Annotated in this window: 16 protein-coding genes; 3 read left to right on the top strand and 13 right to left on the bottom strand. The window is 71.3% G+C overall.

Going from position 1 to position 20464, the window contains the following annotated elements; translation table 11 throughout:
• The first annotated feature begins 199 nt into the window (after positions 1-199).
• Positions 200-637, top strand: a complete 438-nt coding sequence (locus ACEN8D_RS13485; protein WP_413398698.1) for a YdeI/OmpD-associated family protein — start codon at positions 200-202, stop codon at positions 635-637.
• Between the two features lie 85 nt (positions 638-722).
• Here ACEN8D_RS13485 and ACEN8D_RS13480 read toward each other — a convergent pair whose 3' ends face one another.
• The 11 genes from ACEN8D_RS13480 to ACEN8D_RS13430 all read right to left on the bottom strand — a co-directional run bounded on the left by ACEN8D_RS13480 (position 723) and on the right by ACEN8D_RS13430 (position 17175).
• Positions 723-1586, bottom strand: a complete 864-nt coding sequence (locus tag ACEN8D_RS13480; RefSeq protein ID WP_309777196.1) for an NAD(P)H-hydrate dehydratase — start codon at positions 1584-1586, stop codon at positions 723-725.
• Positions 1576-2316: a histidine phosphatase family protein gene (locus ACEN8D_RS13475; protein ID WP_413398700.1), complete on the bottom strand. Its 741-nt coding sequence runs from the start codon at positions 2314-2316 to the stop codon at positions 1576-1578. Before ACEN8D_RS13475 ends, ACEN8D_RS13480 begins: the two co-directional genes overlap by 11 nt.
• Before the next feature lie 33 nt (positions 2317-2349).
• Positions 2350-3321 carry a hypothetical protein gene (locus tag ACEN8D_RS13470; RefSeq protein ID WP_413398701.1) on the bottom strand — a complete coding sequence of 324 codons (972 nt, stop codon included), beginning with the start codon at positions 3319-3321 and terminating at the stop codon, positions 2350-2352.
• A gap of 278 nt (positions 3322-3599) precedes the next feature.
• A complete protein-coding gene (locus ACEN8D_RS13465; protein ID WP_413398702.1) occupies positions 3600-6713 on the bottom strand; it encodes an alpha-mannosidase in 3114 nt (1037 codons plus the stop codon).
• Positions 6714-6744: 31 nt separating this feature from the next.
• Positions 6745-7575: a carbohydrate ABC transporter permease gene (locus tag ACEN8D_RS13460; protein ID WP_309780391.1), complete on the bottom strand. Its 831-nt coding sequence runs from the start codon at positions 7573-7575 to the stop codon at positions 6745-6747.
• A 68-nt stretch (positions 7576-7643) separates the two neighbouring features.
• A complete protein-coding gene (locus tag ACEN8D_RS13455) occupies positions 7644-8594 on the bottom strand; it encodes a carbohydrate ABC transporter permease (protein WP_396127713.1) in 951 nt (316 codons plus the stop codon).
• 110 nt (positions 8595-8704) lie between these two features.
• Positions 8705-10063 carry an extracellular solute-binding protein gene (locus tag ACEN8D_RS13450; RefSeq protein ID WP_309777201.1) on the bottom strand — a complete coding sequence of 453 codons (1359 nt, stop codon included), beginning with the start codon at positions 10061-10063 and terminating at the stop codon, positions 8705-8707.
• 121 nt (positions 10064-10184) lie between these two features.
• Positions 10185-11027, bottom strand: coding sequence for a PhzF family phenazine biosynthesis protein (locus tag ACEN8D_RS13445; protein ID WP_309777203.1), 843 nt, complete (start codon positions 11025-11027; stop codon positions 10185-10187).
• A gap of 157 nt (positions 11028-11184) precedes the next feature.
• The gene (locus ACEN8D_RS13440) at positions 11185-13659 is read right to left on the bottom strand and encodes a lamin tail domain-containing protein (RefSeq protein WP_495601034.1); all 2475 of its coding nucleotides are present in this window, start codon (positions 13657-13659) and stop codon (positions 11185-11187) included.
• Positions 13660-13849: 190 nt separating this feature from the next.
• Positions 13850-15094, bottom strand: coding sequence for an ROK family transcriptional regulator (locus ACEN8D_RS13435; RefSeq protein ID WP_413398993.1), 1245 nt, complete (start codon positions 15092-15094; stop codon positions 13850-13852).
• 20 nt (positions 15095-15114) lie between these two features.
• A complete protein-coding gene (locus ACEN8D_RS13430) occupies positions 15115-17175 on the bottom strand; it encodes an acyltransferase family protein (RefSeq protein ID WP_413461506.1) in 2061 nt (686 codons plus the stop codon).
• 76 nt (positions 17176-17251) lie between these two features.
• Here ACEN8D_RS13430 and ACEN8D_RS13425 point away from each other — a divergent pair, with 76 nt between their 5' ends.
• Positions 17252-17710 carry a GNAT family N-acetyltransferase gene (locus tag ACEN8D_RS13425; protein WP_070417757.1) on the top strand — a complete coding sequence of 153 codons (459 nt, stop codon included), beginning with the start codon at positions 17252-17254 and terminating at the stop codon, positions 17708-17710.
• On the top strand, positions 17707-18042 hold the full coding sequence (locus ACEN8D_RS13420) for an MGMT family protein (RefSeq protein ID WP_070417756.1): 336 nt from the start codon (positions 17707-17709) through the stop codon (positions 18040-18042). Before ACEN8D_RS13425 ends, ACEN8D_RS13420 begins: the two co-directional genes overlap by 4 nt.
• 9 nt (positions 18043-18051) lie before the next feature.
• Here the strand turns inward: ACEN8D_RS13420 and ACEN8D_RS13415 are convergent, their stop codons facing one another.
• Positions 18052-18477, bottom strand: coding sequence for a DUF805 domain-containing protein (locus ACEN8D_RS13415; RefSeq protein WP_413398991.1), 426 nt, complete (start codon positions 18475-18477; stop codon positions 18052-18054).
• Between the two features lie 120 nt (positions 18478-18597).
• Positions 18598-20406, bottom strand: a complete 1809-nt coding sequence (locus ACEN8D_RS13410; protein ID WP_413398994.1) for an ABC transporter ATP-binding protein — start codon at positions 20404-20406, stop codon at positions 18598-18600.
• Between the last annotated feature and the right edge of the window lie 58 nt (positions 20407-20464).

Below are 20464 nucleotides of genomic sequence, written 5' to 3'. Positions count from 1 at the left end.
TGTGGTGCGTCGGGGTGGACCGGGGTCCGGGTCCTGGACGATCGTGGACGCGTCCGGTTTCCGGCCAGTGCTGCGGCGGTGAACGGCTGCGGAACAGCGGGTTCGCCTGTACGGTTTCGCTTGTCGGCACAGGCGCCGGCACCGGCGTCGGCCCGCATCGGGCCGGCCGGGTCAGCCCGGTTCAGTCCAGGAGGCACGGATGCAGTTCACGACGACCGTCCTGCAGGCGCGGAAGACGGCGACCGGTCTGCCGGTCCCGTCCGACGTCGTCGACGCGCTGGGCGCGGGGCGCCGCCCACCCGTCGTGGTCACCCTGAACGGCGCCTACACGTACCGGTCGTCGATCGGCGTGATGGACGAGCAGTCCCTCGTCCCGCTGTCGGCGGAGCACCGTGCCGCCTCCGGGGTCGCGGCCGGCGACACCGTCGAGGTCACGATCGAGGTCGACACGCTGCCCCGCGTCGTCGACCTGCCGGAGGACCTCGCATCGGCGCTGCAGGAGGCCGGGGTCCGAGCGGCCTTCGACACGCTGTCGAACTCGCGGCAGCGGGCCCTCGCCGACCCGGTCGTGCAGGCGAAGGCGCCGGAGACCCGTGCGCGTCGGATCGCGAAGGCCGTCGAGTCCCTGCGCGGGTAGGCGCCGGGGCGTACCTGACCGTTTCGGGCGTACCTGGTCGGAAGTTTCGGGCAGGTACGACCGAAAGCACCATGTACCGCGTTCGTTACGCGCCGAGCTCCACCAGCACGCGCGGGATCTCCGTCACGAGCTCGCTCGCCAGGTAGCCGAGCGGCCCGACCTGCACGGCGAGGCGGTCGCCAGCCGCCGCGTGCACGTACGACGCCCACGCCACTGCCTGCGCCGGATCGGCACCGCGAGCGAGCAGACCGGTGACCGCCCCCGACAGGACGTCCCCGCTCCCGCTCGTCCCGAGCCCGCCGGAACCGGTGCCCTTCAGCCAGCTGCGCCCGTTCGGTGTCGCGATGGCGTCGCCGAGGGCCACGACCGCACCGAACCGCTGGGCGATGACCATCGCATCGGCCACGTCGTCTCCGCTGCCGTCGCGCCCGAGCAACCGCTCGGCCTCGCCGGAGTTGGGCGTCATCACCAGGCGGCCGCGCAGGGGCGCCAGTCGGTCCCGGACATCGACGGCCACGCCGAGAGCGAAGGCGTCGAGCACCACCGTCGTCCGGGCTCCGACCGCGTCCGCGAGCCCGGCGACGAGGTCACGGGTCCCGTCCGGCGCATCGAGCCCCGGGCCGATCAAGACAGCGTCGGCGCTCGCAGCGGGCTCCTCGATCCCCTCGATCGCGCCGACGGCGATGTGTCCGTCCGGGTCCTCGTCGAGGGGTTCGACACCGGACTCGGGGACCGCGACGGCGACTTCGTTCGCGATGCTCCTGCCGACCGCCAGCGTGAGCCGACCTGCACCGACCCGCAGTGCGGCGAGCGCCGAGAGCATCGCCGCGCCCGGTGTACGGGCGGCGCCGCCGATGACGAGCACCTGCCCGCGGCCGTACTTGCCGGCGCCTGCGTCGGGGAGCGGCCAATCCCGCAGGAAGTTCGGAGTGACGGGTTCAACGGACATCTTCGTCGTCCTTCCTGCCGGTGTGTGCGGTGACCTCGTCGTCATCGAGGTGTTCGACCGACGAGAACTCCTCGAGCATCCACGGCGCCCCGGCGTGCTCGCGCCGGACTCGTGTGAGCGAGGCGTTCGCGACCGCGTGGGTCCGCGCGAAGTCCATCAGGGCTGGTTCGTCGAGGTCGAGGCACACCGCGACGACCATCATGACCACGGCGTCGTGCGCAGCGATGACGAGGCGTTCGGTGCCCTCGAGGCGCTCGACGTCGGCGAGGGCGGAGCGGAGCCGGAGCATCACGTCTGCCCAGGACTCGCCGCCCGCCGGACGGTGGTAGAACTTGCCGAGCCACTGTCGACGGCGTTCCTCGTCCGGGTGACGGTTCCGGACGCCCTGCAGGGTGTGCAGGTCGAGGACCCCGAGCTCGCGGTCGCGGAGGCGCTCGTCCACGCGCTTCGGGGGCTCGGTCTGTCCGGCGGCGGCCAGCGCGATCTCGATCGTCCGCTGTGCGCGCAGGTACGGCGACACCCACAGCGCCACGGGGACGTCGTCGATGCCCCGATCGACGAGTTCCTGTCCGAGGGACCGGGACTGGTCCTCGCCGAGGGGGCTCAGCGGGACGTCGGCGTCACGGTAGGGCACGTCGATCAGGTCCTCGCCCGCTGCCTCGGCGCGCGCCGCGGCGACGTTGGCGACCGATTCACCGTGACGGACGAGCCAGATCTCCTGCACTGCCATGCGGCCACGCTAACCAGGCCGCACTGAGCCGACTCACCGCATCGGCGTCGTCGCGGGGCGTCGAGCGCTCCGCACCGGTCGGACAGCACACGGGAGGCCGGCGGCACGGAACCGGAGTGCCAGCGCGTCGAGGTCGAACAGCTCGCGCCACTCGACGCGGAGCACCGTGCGGACGCCCGGCACCGTGAGCAGGCGGGCGTGACGACGTTTCTCGTCGATGAACACCTCGGTCTGGTCGCGGCCCCCGAGGTACCGCTCCTGCGTGTACTTCGCACGCCCGTCGATCTCGACGATCAGCCCCTCGTCCGGGAACCAGAAGTCGACGACGGACCGACGACCACCGATCACGAACTCCTGCTGCAGCACGGGCACGGGGAGCCCGAGCTCGCGGAAGACCACACGTGCGAGGGACTCCGCCGGGGAACCCGATCGTCCGTCTGCGAGCTCGACGACCTGCGCAGCCCGGGCCCGTCCCCGAGCGCTCGGGTGCAGCGCTCGCCACAGGTCCTCTCGTCGGATGCCGCGGCGCAACGCTGCATCGGCGACGACGACTCCGGCCCGCAGGTCGTCCGTCATCGCGATGTCGATGACGGTTCGTGGAATCGTGGTGATCGCGAGGTCGCCCGCTCGGGTCCGTTCGGTGTCGGACACCGGCCGGGTGTGCAGGACCAGTTCGGAGGTCCGGGCGCGGTACATCGACTCCGGCACGGTCGCGTGGACCGGGATGCTCCACCCGCCGAGCGACGGCAGCCCGTGCACTGCGGCCGCGGATGCGTGGGAGACGGTCGCCCGGCTGCCGAGTCGACCGAGCCGCGCGTACACGCGGGTCACGTACCGCTGCCGGGGCCCCGCTGCGTCCCACGCCGCCCCGTCGACGAAGGCGTTCGGCCCCGCGCGGACGAGACGACCGGGGCCGTGCAGCCGTGTCCGGCGGCGGAGGGTGCTGGCGTCGAGGTCGGCTTCGCGCGTGGCGGAGGCCCGCAGGATGGGCAGCGGTTCGTTCATGGACGAGACGATGCCCGCCAGCCACGCGCGAAGCGGTCCGATCTCGTCAACTGTTGACGCGCCTCCAGGCCCACGCTGTTGTGGAGGACCAACGTTGTTTCCCAGGACGGACGCGATCCCTGACGGAATCGGGCGTACCTGGTCAGATCTTTCGACCAGGTACGCCCGATTCGACCACCTACGCCCGGAACGACCACCCCAACCCGCAGCACGGCGCCGGACGGAACGCACCCGTGTCCCGTCCGGCGCCGCGGTCCTTCGCGCGCGAGCCCGCTGCCTCAGGCCCGACGCACCCGGAGGGTCACGATCTCGAAGGGCCGGAGCGTGAGCACGACCGGCTCCCCCGACTCCCACGAGTCCCCCAGCGGGCGTTCCAGCAGGTCCACCGCCGCCACCCCGGCGACGTCGAACCCGAAGTCGACGCCGACGTCGGCCGCGCGACCGCCCGACGCCTCGTAGAGCCGCACGACGACGTCACCGGAGCGGTCCTCGGCGAGCTTCACCGCCTCGACGAACACCTGCGGCGACGACACCGTCACGAGCGGGTCGACCGTGGTCGTCCCCTCCACCGTGCGCACCGGCAGGTTGAGCCGGTACCCGGCATCGGCGGCGTCGAGCACCGAGGCGCCCACCCGCAGCACCGTCCGGAACACGTGGTGCCCCTGGTCGGCGTGCGGGTCAGGGAACGTCGGGGCCCGCAGCAGCGACTCCCGGACGAGCGTCGTGGTGCCGCCGTCGGCCCGGGTGCTCCGGGTGATGTCGTGTCCGTAGGTGGAGTCGTTCGCGACGGCGACGCCGAACCCCGGCTCGGCGACGTGCACCCAGCGGTGGGCGCTGGTCTCGAAGCGGGCCATGTCCCACGAGGTGTTCTGGTGGGTCGGCCGGTCGATGTGGCCGAACTGGATCTCGCTCGATGCCGACGCCGCGCGGACGTCGAGGGGGAACGCGAGCTTGAGGAGCTTCTGGCGCTCGTGCCAGTCGACCTCGGTCACGATCGTCAGCTCGGACTGGCCGGCGACGGCGGAGTACCGGGTGGTGATCGACGACGACCCGAAGGACCGCTGCACGACGAGTTCGTCGCCGGACACCTCGACCGAGGACGCCTCCAGCACCGTGCCGCTGCGCTGGTAGGCGCGGTCGATGTCCCACGCCTCCCACTGGTTCGGGGTGTCACGGAACACGGTGTACTCCGCGGCGGCCGCACCCGGGGCGACGGCGTCGCGTCCGGACGCGTGGTCGACGAGCGACACGACGTGACCGGCCGCGTCGATGGTCGCCGTGATGACACCGGTGTCGAACACGAAGCGGTCGCCGTTCCGGACGGGAGGCACGGCTCGCGGTTCGTCGCCCAGCGAACCACCCAGGGCGGTTGCGCCTCCAGCCGCGACCGGCGAGGCGTTGAAGCGCACGACGTTCCCGGTCGAGCCGCTGCCGCCGACGGCGTCCGCCCCCGACGGTGCGTCCAGCAGGGCGCTCCCACCGCCGGCCCGGGCGGTGGACGACGCACCGACCCCGGCGAGCGCCGCGGCACCGCCGTTCGCGAGCGCCGTCGTGGCGTTGCCGATCAGGCCCTCGAGCACACGGGCGACCTCGGCGTAGTTCGCCTCGGCGTTCTCGTAGACCCAGGCGATCGAGGAGCCGGGCAGGATGTCGTGGAACTGCTGCAGGAGCACGGTGTGCCAGGCCTGCTCGAGCTCCTCGTACGGGTAGTCGAGCCCGAGTCGGACGGCGGCGGTGGACGCCCAGAGCTCGGCCTCGCGGAGCAGGTGCTCGGAGCGCCGGTTGCCCTGCTTCGTGCGGATCTGGGAGGTGTAGGTGCCGCGGTGGAACTCGAGGTACATCTCGCCCGACCACACCGCCGGCGTCGGCAGTGCGGCCTCGATCTCCTCGAAGACCTGCGCCGGGGTGCCGAGGTCGACCCGCGGGGACCCGTCGAGGTCGTGCTGGCGTCGGGCAGCGGCGACCATCTCGCGGGTGGGTCCGCCACCGCCGTCGCCGAAGCCGTAGAGCAGCATCGAGGTGTTCGCGACGCCGCGCTCCTTGTTCTGCCGTTCGCCGCGGTGCAGGTCGGCGGGTGAGACGTCCGAGTTGTAGGTATCCGCCGGGGGCAGGTGCGTGAGGACCCGGGAGCCGTCGATGCCCTCCCAGTGGAACGACGTGTGCGGGATGACGTTCGTCTCGTTCCACGAGGGCTTCTGCGTGACGAACCACTTCGAGCCGGCGGCGCGGACGATCTGCGGCAGGGCTCCGGAGTACCCGAACGAGTCCGGGAGCCACGCCTCGGGGGTGTCGATGCCGAACTCCTCGAGGAAGAACCGCTTGCCGGCGACGAACTGCCGCGCGAGGGCCTCGCCGCCGGGCAGGTTCGTGTCCGACTCGACCCACATGCCGCCGACCGGGATCCACCGGCCCTCGGCGACCCGTTGCTTGATGCGGGCCCAGATCGACGGGTAGCCGTCCCGGATCCAGGCGTACTGCTGCGCCGAGGAGCAGGCGAACGTGAAGTCGGGATCGCGGTCCATCAGGTCGAGCACGTTCGAGAAGGTGCGGGCGCACTTCCGGATGGTCTCGCGCACCGGCCAGAGCCACGCCGAGTCGATGTGCGCGTGGCCGACGGCGATCGCCCGGTGCGCGGCAGCGCTGGCCGGCACGGCGAGGACGGGCGCGAGGACCGCTCGTGCGTCGGCGGCCGTCCCGGCGACGTCGTCCGGGTCGAGGGCGTCGGCGGCGCGCTCGAGCACGCGCAGGACGTCCGCGCCGCGGGTGCCGTCGGTGGGCAGCTCGGCCATCAGGCCGCGGAGGACCCAGAAGTCCTGCTGGAGCTCCCACACGGTGTCGTCCCGCTCGACGATCTCGAGCGCCTTCACCTTGTAGATCGGCTTCGTCCCGGCCGTGGAGCGCGACCCGAGCGGGGTCGCCCCCTGGAACGAGTCGCCGCCGATGTCCGGGTTCGCCGCGGCCTCGACGTAGAGCTCGAAGGACTCACCGGGACCGACCTCGAGCGGGACGGTGTCGTTCTTCGGCTCGATGCCCTTGACGGTCGTACCGTCCGGCCGCCACGCGAGCCCCTCGGCCTGGAACCCGGGGTGGCGCTTCGTGAAGCCGAGGTCGACCCGGAGCTCCGCCGTGGTGCCCGGCGCCGTCCCGAAGTCCTCCGGCACGGTGCCGCGGATCCGGAACCAGGTGGTCCCCCACGGTCGGCCGCCCCAGGAGCCGCCCACCGTGAACGGCTCGTAGTCGGCAGCCACCGCGACGTCGAACGGGACCGGTTCGTCCGGCACGGTCCAGGCGGCGATCTCCACCGGTGCGGACCGGCGCAGGACGGCGGGGTCGATGCGGTCCCGGACGAGCCGGGCGATGCGGGCTTCGACGAGGGGTTCGTCGTGGTGCATGGAGGTGGTTCCTTTCCAGCAGGGACGGGTGTCAGCCCTTGATGCCGCCGGCGAGGGCGTTGCCGCCGCCGAGGCCTCGGGACACGACCACGTAGAGGGCGATGACGGGCACGGAGTAGATGATCGAGAAGGCCGCGAGCTGCCCGTACGCCACCGCCCCGTACTGCCCGAAGAAGTTGAAGATGCTCACCGCGGCGGGCACCTTGTCGGGCGAGAGCAGCAGGACGAAGGGGACGAAGAAGTTCCCCCACGCCTGGATGAACACGAAGATGAACACCACGGCGATGCCCGGGCGCATGAGCGGGATCACGATGCGCGTCAGCGTCGTCATCATCGACGCGCCGTCGGTCCACGCCGCCTCCTCGAGGGAGATCGGCACCGAGTCCATGAAGTTCTTCGCCATCCAGATCGCCATCGGCAGCGAGGTGGCGGCGAGGAAGAAGATGCAGCCCCACACGTTGTCGATGAGGTTGAGCGACACGAACAACGCGTAGACCGGCACCATCATGGCGGTGATCGGCAGGCCGGTGCCGAACAGGATCCCGTACAGGAACGGCTTGTTGACGCGCATCTTGTAGCGGGACAGCGGGTAGGCGGCGAGCAGCGCGAACACCACGGTGACGAGCGCCGTGCCGCCGGAGATGAGCAGGCTGTTCGCGAGCGGGATGAACGACAGCTCCGGCGTGAGGACCTTCGTGAAGTTGTCGAGCGTGAACTGCGACGGCACCTTCACCGACAGGGACGCGTCGGGGTCGACCGAGGCGAGCACGAGCCAGAGCAGCGGCACCGCGAAGCACACCGCGATGACGAGCAGCACGATGTTCGACACCCAGCGCATGGTCCGACCCCGCGGGGAGGTCATGTGCAGCGAGCCCGGGGCGGTCACGGAACGGGTCGTGGTCTGGTCGAGGGACGGGGCTGTGATGGCCATCAGTCCACCTCCGGCTTCAGTGCCTTGATGTAGATGATCGAGAACACCGCGCCGACCACGAGCAGGATCGTCGCGATCGCCGTCCCGAAGCCGAGCTGCGAGAACTTGAACGCCTCTTGGTAGGCGAGGATCGGCAGCGTGGACGAGTCCGTCCCGGGGCCGCCGGCGGTCATCACGTAGATGAGGGTGAACACCGACAGGGTCTGCAGCGTCGTCAGCATGAGGTTCGTCGAGATCGACCGACGGATGACCGGCAGCGTGATGTAGACGAGGCGCTGCCACCCGGTGGCGCCGTCGACCTCGGCGGACTCGGTGATCTCCTCGGGGACCTCCTGCACGGCGGCGGAGTACACGAGCATCGAGAACGCGGTGCCGCGCCAGATGTTCGCGAGGATGACGGCGAGCATCGGGTACGTGTAGAGCCAGTTCGGCCCGTTGATGCCGATCGACGCGAGGAACTCGTTGAGCGTCCCCTTGTCGTTGAAGAACGCGTAGGCCGCGAACGACGCCACGATCTCGGGCAGCACCCACGCGGCGACGACGAACGTGCCGACGACGGCGCGGACGACCTTGTGGGCACTGCGCATGAGGAGCGCCAGCGCGAGGCCGAGCACGTTCTGCCCGACCACGGCGGAGGCGAGCAGGAAGACGATGGTGAGGATGACGGACTTCGGGAAGTCCGGGTCCTGGAACAGCTCGACGTAGTTCTTCAGGCCGACGAACTGCTGGTCGGCGGCGCCGACCCCGGTCAGCGCCGAGTTGGTGAACGACCCGTAGAACGAGGAGATGACCGGGCCGAGCAGGAAGATGACGAGCAGGACGACGGCGGGGAGGAGCGGGACCGCTCGTCCCACGTTCCGCAGGGGCTTCCGCTTGCGCGGGACCGGCGGATCGGTGCGCTTGGGCGCACCGGGCGCCGACAACGTCGGCGCGAGGGGAGTGCTGGACACAGTGGTTGCCTTCCGGGTGCGGAGGGGGTTCCGAAGGTGGGTGGGGTCGGACGGGAGGCGCGGCGCACGACGCGAGCCGCGCCTCCAGTCCGTCAGGTGGTGCCGTCCCGTCAGCCGGAGACGGTGTTGTCCTTGCCGACCACCTGTTCGACCGACTTGTCGTACGCGGCGGCCGCCTGTTTCGGTGTCTGCTGCCCGGTCATGACCGACTCCATCGCCACCTGGATGGCGTTGGACACCTGGGAGTACTCACTCGTCGCCGGGCGGAAGTTCGTGTGCTCCACGAGCCCGGAGAAGAACTTGAACGTCGGGTTGGACGCGTCGTACGTCGGGTCCTCGGCGACGTCCTTGCGGACGGCGATCTGGCTGTTCTCGATGTCGTACTTCAGCGAGCCCTTCTGGTTGAGGAAGGTCGAGATGAAGTCGAACGCGGCCTGCGGGTTCTTCGAGTTCTTGCCGACCGCGAGGGTCCAGCCACCGGACATCGAGTTGTAGCCCGGCTCCTGGCCGTTCTGCGTCGGCATCGGCGCCTGGCCCATCACGTCCGACCACTCGGGCCACGGCGCGGTGCCGGACTTCAGCCACGTCCCCGACTGCCACGACCCGTCGAGGTCGATCGCGAGCTGGCCCTTGGGGAGCCACGTCTGCGCGATCGTGGTGCCGACCTGGCTGTCGAGTGCCTGCTGCGGTGTCGGGCCGAGGCCGCCCTGGTAGACGTCCTTGATGAACTGCAGCGAGTCCTCGAACTGCTTCGAGCCGGTGACCCACTTCTTGTCCTTGTAGAGCGTGTTGCCGGAGCCGTCCGCGCCGTACAGGAGCATCTCGAAGCCCTGCATCGTCGACGCCTCGCCCTGGGGCTTGCCGGAGTAGACGTTGAACGGGATGACGCCCGGGTCCTTCTCCTTGATGGTCTTCGCGGCCGCGAGGACGTCGTCCCAGGTCTTCGGCTGCCACGGGACGGGCAGGCCGACCTTCTTGAAGATGTCCTTGTTGTACCAGAGGGCCCGGGTGTCGGTGCCCATCGGGATGCCGTAGGTCTTGCCGTCGACGCCTTCACCGGCCTGCTTGGCGTTGTCGTAGAACTGGCTCCAGTCCTTCCACTTCGCCGTGTACTTGTCGAGCGGCAGGAGGTAGCCGGCCTGAGCGTCGGCCTTGATGAGGAAGGTGTCCTCGTACATGACGTCCGGTGCGGTCGCCGGCGCCTTGTTCATGAGCGCGAGCTTCGTGTAGTAGTCGTTCTCCTGCGCCTGGATCGGCACGAGTTCGACCTTCTTGCCCGGGTTCTCCTTCTCGTACTCCTTCTTGACGACCTTCATCTGGGCGTCGAGCTGCTGGAAGGCACCGAACTTCTGGTACGCGATCTTGATGGTGTCGCTCGAGGCAGAGCCTGAACTGGAACAACCAGCCAGACCGACCGCGGCGACTGCCACGGCTGCGAGTCCGGCGATGATTCGGGTGCGGCGTTTCATCGGTGCTCCTTTGCACGGGATGTTCGCGGGCTCCGTCACCCGCGCGCAGGATTACTCCACCGTATTTACTTATCCGTGTCAAGAGTCGGTCCGTGTCGATTCGGTCACGCTCCCGGACCGCTCAGACCGGAGTGGCACCGCCCGTGACCGTGATGCCGCCGGTCGCCGGGACGTCGACGAGCAGCACGCTCGGCCGTCCGACGTGCCGGCCCTGCCGGATCACCACGCGGTCACCGGGCTGCACGGCCCCGATCTCGCGCAGGTAGGCGCCGGTCGACGCTGCCGCCGAACCGGTCGCCGGGTCCTCGGTGATCCGGCCGGCCGGGAAGAGGTTGCGCGCCTCGTACTCCAGCGCGCCGGTGCGGTGCAGGACCGTGACCGTCCCCGCCCAGCCGGCCTCGCGCTTGAGGGCCGCGAGGGGCTCCGGGGCGAAGCGGAACTGGTGGAACAGCTCGACGTCGGCGAGCACGATCACCGGGTGCCAGTTGCCGGCGAAGGACTCGAGCACCGGGAAACCCGCCGCGACGTCGTCGACCGTCAGGCCGAGCAGGGCGAACAGGCGGTCGCGGAGGTCGGGGTCGAGCGGCCGGGACGCCGGCTGGACGCTCGTCATCGCGACCTGCACGCTGCCGTCCGGAGCGGTCGTGGCGTCGAGGGCGATCTCCCCCGCGGCGGTCGTGAACACCCGGCGCCCGAGGCCCTCGCGTTCGGCGAGCACCACCGCCGTGGCGATCGTGGCGTGGCCGCAGAACGGGACCTCGGCCGCCGGCGAGAAGTACCGCAGGCGCGGGCCCGTGGGGGTCTGCCCGGTGACGAAGGCGGTCTCGGGGTACCCGACCTCCTGCGCGATCGCGAGCATCTCGTCGTCGGAGAGGTCGGCCGCGTCGAGCACGATGCCGGCGGGGTTGCCGCCGCCCGGCTCGGCGGCGAAGGCGGTGTACCGGAGGATCTCGTTGTGCACCATGCGACCGTACCGCCGCGGGCGCGTGGGCCTCGCGGGCCGATCGCGGGCGCGTGGCTCGCGGGCGCGTGGCTCGCGGGCGTCGGGGCTCGCGGGCGCGCGTTCGTGAGCAGGAATGGTCGGGTCCGCACCACGAACCCGACCATTCCTGCTCACCGGGTCACTCCGAGGCGGGGGTCCCCCTGCGCCGACGGAGCACGAGCACGCCCGCACCGGCGGCCAGGAGCAGGAACGCCGCCACGGCGCCGACCCCGAGCCCCCCGGCGCCCGTGAACGCCAGCGCGCCGGTCACGGGGTCGATCGTGATCGTGGTCCAGCCCAGCACCGTGCCGTCCTCGGCGGTCACCACGATGCGGTGTTCGCCCGCGGGGGCGTCGGCCGGGATGGTCGCCGTGACCGTTCCGTCCGCCGCGACCGTGGCGGTCCCGAGCAGCGTCGGCGTGGAGAACATCCAGACGTGCACCTGCTGCCCGGCGTACCGGGTACCGACGGCGATCGTGATGGTCTCGCCGGGGCGTGCCGTGGCCGGGGCGGTGAGCGTGCCGCGGTTCGCCTCGGTCAGGGACGACTCGGACGGTGCGACGGGCGCACCCGAGGGCGAGGCGCCCGCTCCGGGGGTGGAGCCACCCGGCGCGGTGTCGCCCGGGGCGGGCGTCGACCCGCCACCCGGCGTCGGGGTCGGGACCGGGGTCGGCGTCGTGCCACCGTCGCCAGGCATCCCACCGTCGCCCGGCGTCCCGCCATCGCCCGGCGTCCCGCCATCGCCCGGCGTCCCACCGTCGCCCGGCGTCGACGAGTCGCACGGGTAGGTGCCCGTCCGGAGTGAGAACCCGTCCGTGTCGTTGTCGTCGGCGTAGAACGTCGCCCGCGAGCCACCACTGCAGACACCCGAGATCGCGAAGCCCTCGTTCGCCAGCGTCCGGTCGGCGTTCGACGGCGCCTCGTACACGGTCGTCGCCGCGAAGGCCCCGTCGGCCACTTCGTACAGCGCCGTCCGGCCCGAGCACGCGTCGTCGCAGACCACCCAGAGCGCGTCGAGCGTCGGGTCGAACTGGACGTCGGCGACGACGGAGAACGGCGTCGCGATCGTGGCCACCCGCTGGAAGGCACCGTCGGACATCAGGGCGTACGCGTACACGCTGGCCGTGCCCTCGACGCCGACGAAGAACAGCCCGTCGCCGTGTCCGGTGTAGGTCGCCGGCGTGTACGCGGCGCCGGTGTGCTCGTCCGCGAAGCCGTGCGCGGTGAGCCAGGAGTCCGGGATCCAGGTGACGCCCTCGAGGCCCGCGTTCGCGCCGAGCCCGGGGAAGTCCGTCGCGAGGTTCCACTCGTCGGTGGCGTCCAGCGTCGACTGGGAGCCGTCGGTGGTGGCGAAGCGCAGGACGGCCGGGCGGCTCGTGGACGACACGTCGTTGTTCCGCTCGGTCGAGACGTAGACCGCGCCGGGGTCGTCGGACGTGACGGTGACGCCCTCGGCATCCGGGGTGCCGGAACCGTCGGCGTAGTGCAGTTCCGTACCGGCCGCGTTCGAGGGCGCCCATCCGCCCTCGCCGTCGGACACGAGGTGGTAGAGCAGCCCGTCCCCGTTCTGCACGACCCAGAGCTGCCCGGCGGCCGAACCCGACGTCGAACCCGAACCCGAGGTCGTCCAGTCGATGCCGCTCAGGTCACCGGTGAAGGTGTCCTCGTCGTCGAGCACCCGCTCGTCCGGACCACCGGGCCACGCCTCGGCGGTGACCACCCCGGCGAACCGGTTCGCGGCGCCCTTGGTCGGCGCCGAGGTCTCCGCGAACGCGCCGGTGCCGTCGGGGTTCCGGCCGTACGTCGTCGCGGCGTGCGCGCTCCACGTGTACGAGTCGACGACGTCACCACGAGGATCGAAGACCCGCGCCGAGTCGGCCTTGCCGAGCCCGAACCCGAAGTCCTGCTCGTCGAGGACGGTGAAGCCACCCGGTGCGACGGTCGTCCCGTTCGGGATCGTGTACGCGTGCGTGTCGTCGCTGTCCCGGAACACGTACCCGCCGAAGTCGATCGTGGTCGTCCCGACGTTCGTCAGCTCGACCCAGTCGCCCGGGGTCCCACCGTCGGACTCCACCTCGTTGATGCGCACCGGCGAGGAGCAGTCGTTCGCCGCACCCTTGGTCGACGCCGTGGTGTCCACGAGCGCGCCGGTTCCGTCCGGGCAGCGCCCGTACGTCACCGCGGCGTGCGCCGTCCACGAGTACCGCAGCACGAGGTCGCCGGCCGGGTCGTACACCCTGGCGGTGTCGGCGCCGCCGAGCCCGAAGTCGAAGCCGGGAGCGGTCGCCGACACCTGGTCGATGACGAAGTACCCGCCCGCGGCGATGGTCGAACCGGCGGGCAGGACGTACGCCTCGTGCGAGCTGTCGTCGTCGAGGAACGCGTACCCGGACAGGTCGATCGCCGCCGACGAGGTGTTCCGGAGCTCGACCCAGTCGGTGTCGTCACCGTTCGACTCGACCTCGTTCACGACGAGTCCGTTCGGGCTCGCGGCGCCCACGGACGGGTCGTCGTCACCGACGGCAGCGGAGGCGGGCGACGTCGTCAGCACGCCGGCGGCGACGACGAGGGCGGCGGCGACGGACGCGCCGAGGCGCAGAGCACGGGGATGCATGCAGAGTCCTTCTCGGGAGTTCGGGGGGGGACCTGCACGACTGTTCAGCATCCGGGCATCCGGCCGGTGGCGGCGAGGTGAACGACGGGTGTCGCGCGCGACACGGGGAACGGCACCGTGTGCCGGACGGGAGGCGCGGGTCGGGCCCGCACCGCGCCTCCCGTCACCCGCTGGTCGCGACCGACCCCCGTCAGCGACGGATGAGGAGGGTGCTCGCCCGCGGAGACAGCGCCGCGTCGAGGACGAGGCAGGCCGCGCCGACCGCGGCCACGTCCGCTCCGCGACCGCTCTCGGTCACGACGACGGGGTGCTTCGGCACGAGCAGCGGCGAACCGACGATCGCCTCGCGCGCGGCGGGGAGGGCCGCGCTCGCAATCCGCGACCAGAACGGGCCGCCGAACACGACGCGGTCGATGTCGAGCAGGTTCACGATGAGGACGACCGCGTTGCCCATCACCGTCCCCGCCTCGGCCGCGAGTCTGACGGCGACCGGGTCCCCGGCGTCGATCGCCGCGCCGAGCGCGTCCCAGGCACGGTCGACCGCGGCGACGTCCGCGGGTGCGCCGCCGAGCGCGAGCCCCCGGGCCTGCGCGATGTGCACCAGGCGGTCCGGTGCCACCGCCGCGCCGACCTCGCCCCGCGTGCCCTCGCCGTCCGGCGTCCCGGCGAGGGATCCCTGGTCGACCATGATGTGCCCGGCGTCCCCGGCGTTCGACCCGACCCCGCGGACGGGCTCGTGGTCGACGGCGAGGCCCACGCCGAAGCCGGTGCCGAAGTACACGAAGGCGAAGTTCCGCGCGGAGGACTCCCCGGCGAGGAACATCTCCCCCACCACGGCCGCCGTCACGTCCTTCTCGAGGAGGACGGGGTACCCGGTCGCCTCGGCGAGCGCATCGCGCAGGGGGACGTCGCGCCACCGCGGCAGGAAGGGCGGGTCGAGCACCACGCCGGCGTCGACGTCGATGGGTCCGGGGCTGGCGATGCCGACCCCGAGCACGGCCTCGACGTCGACGCGCGCGCCCGAGACGAGCTCGTCGATCGCGGTCGCGATGGTCCGGACGACCTCGGACGGGTCGTCCGCGGTCGGGGTCGACGTGGTGCTCGACGCGACAACGGTGCCCGCGAGGTCGAGCAGCACGTACGTCACGACGGCCGGGTCCACGTGCACCCCGACGGCGTAGCGGCTGCCGGCCTCGAGCCGCAGGATCGTGCGGGGCTTGCCGCGACCGGACACGACCGTGCCCGACTCGGCGATCATCCCCGCCTCGATGAGGAACCGCGTGACGTTCGACACGGTCTGCGCGCTGAGGCCCGTGCGGGACGCGAGCTCGACGCGGCTCAGCCCGTCCGGCGAACGGCGCACGGCGTCGAGCACCACCGTCCGGTTGAACCCGCCGATCGACGGGAGGTTCGCCCCGCGCCGATGCTCTGCCATGCCGCGACCATACCGCGCTGTCACCGCTCGGCGAGCACCGCTTCGCGGAGGACCACGGCGAGACGCTCGGAGAACTCGAGCGTGATGTGTTGGCCGTCCTTCCGGATCAGGACGTCGCCCGCGAGGACCGGGCAGCGGCCGTCGACGCAGTACCAGCCGCTCGAATCGACGAAGTCCACGCCCGGCCGGGACTCGGCGACTCGACGCTCGGCAGCGGCTCCGAGCTGGTACGCGTCCGACAGCTCCGAGGTGCACGCGTCCGGCCCGTTCAGCCGCAACGCCGCACACTGCGACGGGTCCCCACCCTGCGGCACCGCGGCGACGAAGACGACCCGGGCGCCCGATCCGGCGACGGCGTCGACGAACCGACCGGCGGCGGCTTCCCACTCGCGCGCAGCCTCGGGCAGACTCGGGCGCCCGACGAGCTGCGCGACCCCGTCGTACCCGTGGGTGACGACCACGATGTCCGGCGTCGTCTCGTTGATCTCGTCGATGGCAGCTGTCCGTTGCTCATTGCACCGCCTGCGATCGTCGTCCGACTTCCCGCGCACGGCGATGTCGAGCATCGGACAGCCGCTGGCGGTCAACCCGCGCACGATCGAGTCATGTCCGAAGGCCCCGACAGCCGCGGGCATCAGGGCGACCCCCACGGAGCTCCCCACGACCGTGACCTGTCGGACGGGATCATCCGCCGCGAAGCGACACGGCCCGGGATCGCCGATGACAGTCCGGTCGCACGCCTCGTACCCTTGCGGCGGCCCCGGCACCAGTTCGTCCAGCGCCGGGGTGAGTCCGACCGGCCACTGCTCCGACCGGAGACCACTCCCGAGCGCGGCACCGAGGGACCGCGGGGTCCAGGGTTCGGCGACCGCGCTGTCCACCCCGTCGCCGACCCGCTCGGTCTGCGGGGTCGGGGCTGCCGTGAACGTACCCGTCCCGAACGCCACCACCGCGAACGCCGCGACCGAGGCGACGACGCGGACGGTCGCACCGGCTCGGAGTCCGACCCGCATCGCCGGGAGTTCCACCCAGCGGCGTGACAGTCCGCCGAGGACGAGCCCGACGAGGACGGCCGCGCTCCCGGCGACCACCCGCTGCTCGGGGAAGACGTACGTCGCTGCGACGATCGCCGGGAAGTGCCAGAGGTAGATCGAGTACGACGCTTCACCGACCCACTGCACCGGGCGCCGCCGGAGGACAGGGAGCGGAGGGAGCCCCTGCCCGGAGACGAGCACCACGATCGTTCCCACGACCGCCAGGACCGCGTCGGGGACCGGGACGGCATCCGCACCAGGGGCGGTGAGGGCGGCGACCCCGATGATCCCGAGCCCGGACAGGACGCCGCCGACGCGGATGCGGGCCGGCACGCGCTGCGTCCGCGCACCGACTGGGACCGAGAGTGCTCCGAGTGCGGCTCCGGCGGCCAGTTCCCAGAGACGCGATCCCGTGTCGAAGTACGAGGCTGCTGGCGCGGTCGTCCACGCCGACGCGGCCCAGGCCACGGACGCGACGAGCACGAGCACCGAGGCCGCGACGGCGATGCGTCGGACCGAGACGGCGATGCGTCGGACCGAGACGGCGTCGGGTCGACGGAGCGATCGCCAGAGGACCGCCACGAGCAGCGGGAACACGACGTAGAACTGGAGCTCGACACTGAGCGACCAGAAGTGCTGGAGGGGGGACGTCGACGACGCCGACGCCCAGTAGTCGGCGTCACGGCCGAGGAACACCCAGTTCACGATGCCGAGCGCGGCCGCTCCCGAATCGCGCAGGACGGACGCGGCGAGCGGCTGGCGGAGCGCGGCCACAGCGCCGATCGCCACGACGGCGAGGGTCAGCACCGCTGCCGGGAACAGCCGCCAGAAACGCCGGCGGAGGAAGCCGCCGAGTGCGAAGCGTCCGGTTCGCACCCGTTCGGACACCATCGATCGCGCGAGCAGGTACCCGGAGAGCGCGAAGAACACGTCGACGCCGACCCACCCACCGATCGGGACGCCGAACGCGTGGACGCCGACGACGAGCAGGACGGCGACTGTCCGCAACGCGGTGAGGTCGTGGCGGATCCGTCGATCGAAGGTCATGATGTTGACATATTACATGTCATGCGTTGGGATCGGTAGTGGCCCCCGCACGGGTCGCACGGCTACCCTGAGCGGCATGACGGACCTCCGCCTCGAAGAACTCTCCGCGTCGACCGCTGCGGCGGCGAACTCCCTGACGCTGAAGCCCGGGCAGGAGCAGTTCGTGCAGCCGACGACCTACGGCGTCGCGGAGTCGGACGTGAAGCCGAGCTCGGCGTGGACGCGCGTGGTCCTCGACGGCGACGAGGTCGTCGGCATGATCATCGGCACCTTCGACGAGGACAACGCCGAGGAAGAACTGCGCAGCGCGATCTGGCGGGTCAACGTGTCCGCGACGGCCCAGGGTCGGGGCGTCGGTCGCTTCGCGGTGCACGGCCTCGCCGACGAGGCCCGCAATCGTGGACTCGAGCGCCTCACCGTCGTGTACGAACCCGGTGGCGACGACAGCCCCGAGGCGTTCTTCCGCGCCGTCGGGTTCGAGGTGGTGCGCGAGACCCAGTACGGCGACCACTTCGCGGTCCTGCAGTTGGTGTGACCGAGGCTCCCCCCGACGACTTCGGCGCAGCCGTCGCCGAGGTCGTCCGGCTCATCCCGGCTGGTCACGTCATGACCTACGGCGACGTGGCCGCGGCGCTCGGCTCCCGGGCGTCGCGTGCCGTCGGCAAGGTCATGGCGCACGAGGGCTCCGACCTGCCGTGGTGGCGCGTGGTCCGGTCCGGCGGTCTGCCCCCGGTGCACCACGAGGCCCGGGCGCACGAGCACTACCGCGCCGAGGGCACCCCGCTCGTGCAGGGGACGACGACCTGGAGGATCGACATGCGTCGGGCGCGCTGGTCACCCGCCACGGACGCGGACGACCCGTTCTGAGCGGCGCCCTCACGCGTCGAAGCGTGCGCCCTTCGGGTTCGACGGCAGCAGGCACATGACGAAGAGCACGAGCGAGCCGATGCCGACCACCACGTGCAGGAACTGCCAGAAGCCGGAGAGGTTCGCGTCGTGCAGCCGTCGGGCGCCGAGGGCGAGGGACCCGATCAGCGTCGCGAGCCCCCAGAGCACGAACAGGTAGGAGCCGACCGGGTTCTCGAGCACCGGGGTGTCCGGCGTGAAGACCTGCGGCACGAGCTGCAGCACGAGGCCGATCGCGAACGACGTGATCCACCACCACCAGAACTCGGAACGGGAAGCCCGCCCGGTGAACACGGTGTACTTCCGCCAGAACCGCCGGACGGCCTCGGTGAAGGGTGCCCCGTAGAAGGGGTCGCGCAGGGCCACGCCGCCGGGCTGCACGCTGTCGTCGCTCATGGGTCAACCCAACCACGTGGAACCACGAATCCGACGTGGAACCAGCGCGAGTGCGTGGTTCCACGTCGGATCCGTGGTTCGTCCGACAGCGCCGATCGACAGTGCCGATCGACGGTGCCGCTACACGAGCGAGTCCCGCCAGGCCGCGTGCAGCTGCGCGAACCGTCCGGTCCCGGCGATGAGGTCGTCCGGCGTGCCGTCCTCGACGATCCGGCCGTACTCCATCACGAGCACCCGGTGCGCGATCGCCACGGTCGACAGCCGGTGCGCGATGATCACCGCGGTCCGGTCGGCGAGCAGCGTCTCGAGCCCCTCCTGCACGAGTCGCTCCGACGGGATGTCGAGCGACGCCGTGGCCTCGTCGAGGATGAGCACCTTCGGGTCCGCGATGAACGCCCGGGCGAACGACAGGAGCTGCCGCTGCCCGGCCGACACCCGGCCGCCGCGCTTGTTCACGTCGGTGTCGTACCCGTCGGGCAGCGCCATGATGAACTCGTGCGCGCCGACCGCCTTCGCCGCCGACTCGATCTCGGACCGTGACGCCCCCGGCTTGCCGAGCGCGATGTTGTCCGCGACGGTGCCGGAGAACAGGTACGCCTCCTGCGTGACCATGACGATCGCGCGGCGCATGTCCTTCGTGTCGAGGTCCCGCAGGTCCACGCCGTCGAGCTTCACCGAGCCCTGCGACGGGTCGTAGAAGCGGGCCATGAGCTTGGCGAGCGTCGACTTGCCGGCACCGGTCGACCCGACGAGCGCGATGGTCTGCCCCGCCGGGATGCGCAGGTCGAACTCGGGCAGGACGACCTTGCCCTTGTTGTACGCGAACACGACGTCGTCGAAGTCCATCCGCCCGGTGGCGTCCGGCAGCTTCACCGGCTTCGCGGGGTCCGGCACGCTCGGCCGTTCCTCGAGCACGCCCGAGATCTTCTCCATCGCGGCCGAGGCAGACTGGTACCCGTTGTAGAACATCGCGAGTTCCTGGGCCGGGTCGAAGAAGCGCTTGGCGTACAGCGCGACCGCGAGCAGCGCGCCGACCTCGAGCGTCCCGCCGACGATCCGGAAGCCGCCGACGACGACGACCGCGGCCAGCGTGACGTTGCCGATGAGCACGAGCACCGGGTCGAAGGTCCCGAACAGGTTGAACACCTTCGTGTTCGCCTGCCGGTAGTCCTCGACGTAGCCGCCGTACTCGTCGCGGTTGCGGGACTCCTTGCGGAACGCCTGCACCGCCCGGATGCCCGTCATCGTCTCGACGAAGTGCACGATCACGCGCGCCGAGGTGACACGGGTGGCGCGGAACAGCGTCTGCGAGTTGGACTGGAACCAGCGGATCAGGAACCACAGCGGCACGAGCGACACCGCGAGCACGAGCCCGGACGTCGGGTCGAGCGCCACGAGCGCGATGGCGGTGAACACCATGTACAGCACGCCCTGGATGAGCTGGTTCAGCCCGGAGTCGAGCAGCTCGCGGATCGAGTCGAGGTCGCTCGTCTGGCGGGAGATGATCCGACCGGACGTGTAGGTCTCGTGGAACTCGAGCGAGAGCCGCTGCGTGTGCAGGAACACCCGCTTGCGCAGGTCGAACAGGATCGCCTGGCTGATCCGCGCCGCCAGCACCGTGTACCAGGCCGTGAGCACGGCACCGAGCACCGCCACGACGATGTACGTCGCGACGACGCCGAACGCCGGCACCCAGTCGTTCTGCTCCATCACCGCCGGCAGCGCGTTGTCGATGCCCCAGGCGATGAGCGCCGGGCCCGCGACCGTGCCCGCGGTCGAGACCACGACCACGACGGCGAGGACGACGAGCCGGGCCTTGAGCGGCGCGGCGAGCGACCCGAGCAGGGCGAGGGAGCGGCGCCGCAGGCGCTTGCTCTCCGCCTTGGTGAAGTCCTCGCGCTCCTCGCCGCGCACGCCGAGCGTGGTGATCGACGCGGTGACGGGCGCGGCAGCCTGCGTGTCGGCGATGTCGTCGACGACGGGATCC

This window comes from Curtobacterium sp. Curtsp22 (assembly GCF_059492135.1).
Note: the sequence above shows the minus strand (reverse complement) of the source record. Positions and strands in the feature narration are given on the sequence as shown.

Coding starts and splice junctions, on each gene's coding strand:
- ACEN8D_RS13485 (WP_413398698.1), top strand. CDS start 200: ATGCAGTTCACGACGACCGTCCTGCAGGCGCGGAAGACGGCGACCGGT.
- ACEN8D_RS13480 (WP_309777196.1), bottom strand. CDS start 1,586: ATGTCCGTTGAACCCGTCACTCCGAACTTCCTGCGGGATTGGCCGCTC.
- ACEN8D_RS13475 (WP_413398700.1), bottom strand. CDS start 2,316: ATGGCAGTGCAGGAGATCTGGCTCGTCCGTCACGGTGAATCGGTCGCC.
- ACEN8D_RS13470 (WP_413398701.1), bottom strand. CDS start 3,321: ATGAACGAACCGCTGCCCATCCTGCGGGCCTCCGCCACGCGCGAAGCC.
- ACEN8D_RS13465 (WP_413398702.1), bottom strand. CDS start 6,713: ATGCACCACGACGAACCCCTCGTCGAAGCCCGCATCGCCCGGCTCGTC.
- ACEN8D_RS13460 (WP_309780391.1), bottom strand. CDS start 7,575: ATGACCTCCCCGCGGGGTCGGACCATGCGCTGGGTGTCGAACATCGTG.
- ACEN8D_RS13450 (WP_309777201.1), bottom strand. CDS start 10,063: ATGAAACGCCGCACCCGAATCATCGCCGGACTCGCAGCCGTGGCAGTC.
- ACEN8D_RS13445 (WP_309777203.1), bottom strand. CDS start 11,027: ATGGTGCACAACGAGATCCTCCGGTACACCGCCTTCGCCGCCGAGCCG.
- ACEN8D_RS13440 (WP_495601034.1), bottom strand. CDS start 13,659: ATGCATCCCCGTGCTCTGCGCCTCGGCGCGTCCGTCGCCGCCGCCCTC.
- ACEN8D_RS13435 (WP_413398993.1), bottom strand. CDS start 15,094: ATGGCAGAGCATCGGCGCGGGGCGAACCTCCCGTCGATCGGCGGGTTC.
- ACEN8D_RS13430 (WP_413461506.1), bottom strand. CDS start 17,175: ATGACCTTCGATCGACGGATCCGCCACGACCTCACCGCGTTGCGGACA.
- ACEN8D_RS13425 (WP_070417757.1), top strand. CDS start 17,252: ATGACGGACCTCCGCCTCGAAGAACTCTCCGCGTCGACCGCTGCGGCG.
- ACEN8D_RS13415 (WP_413398991.1), bottom strand. CDS start 18,477: ATGAGCGACGACAGCGTGCAGCCCGGCGGCGTGGCCCTGCGCGACCCC.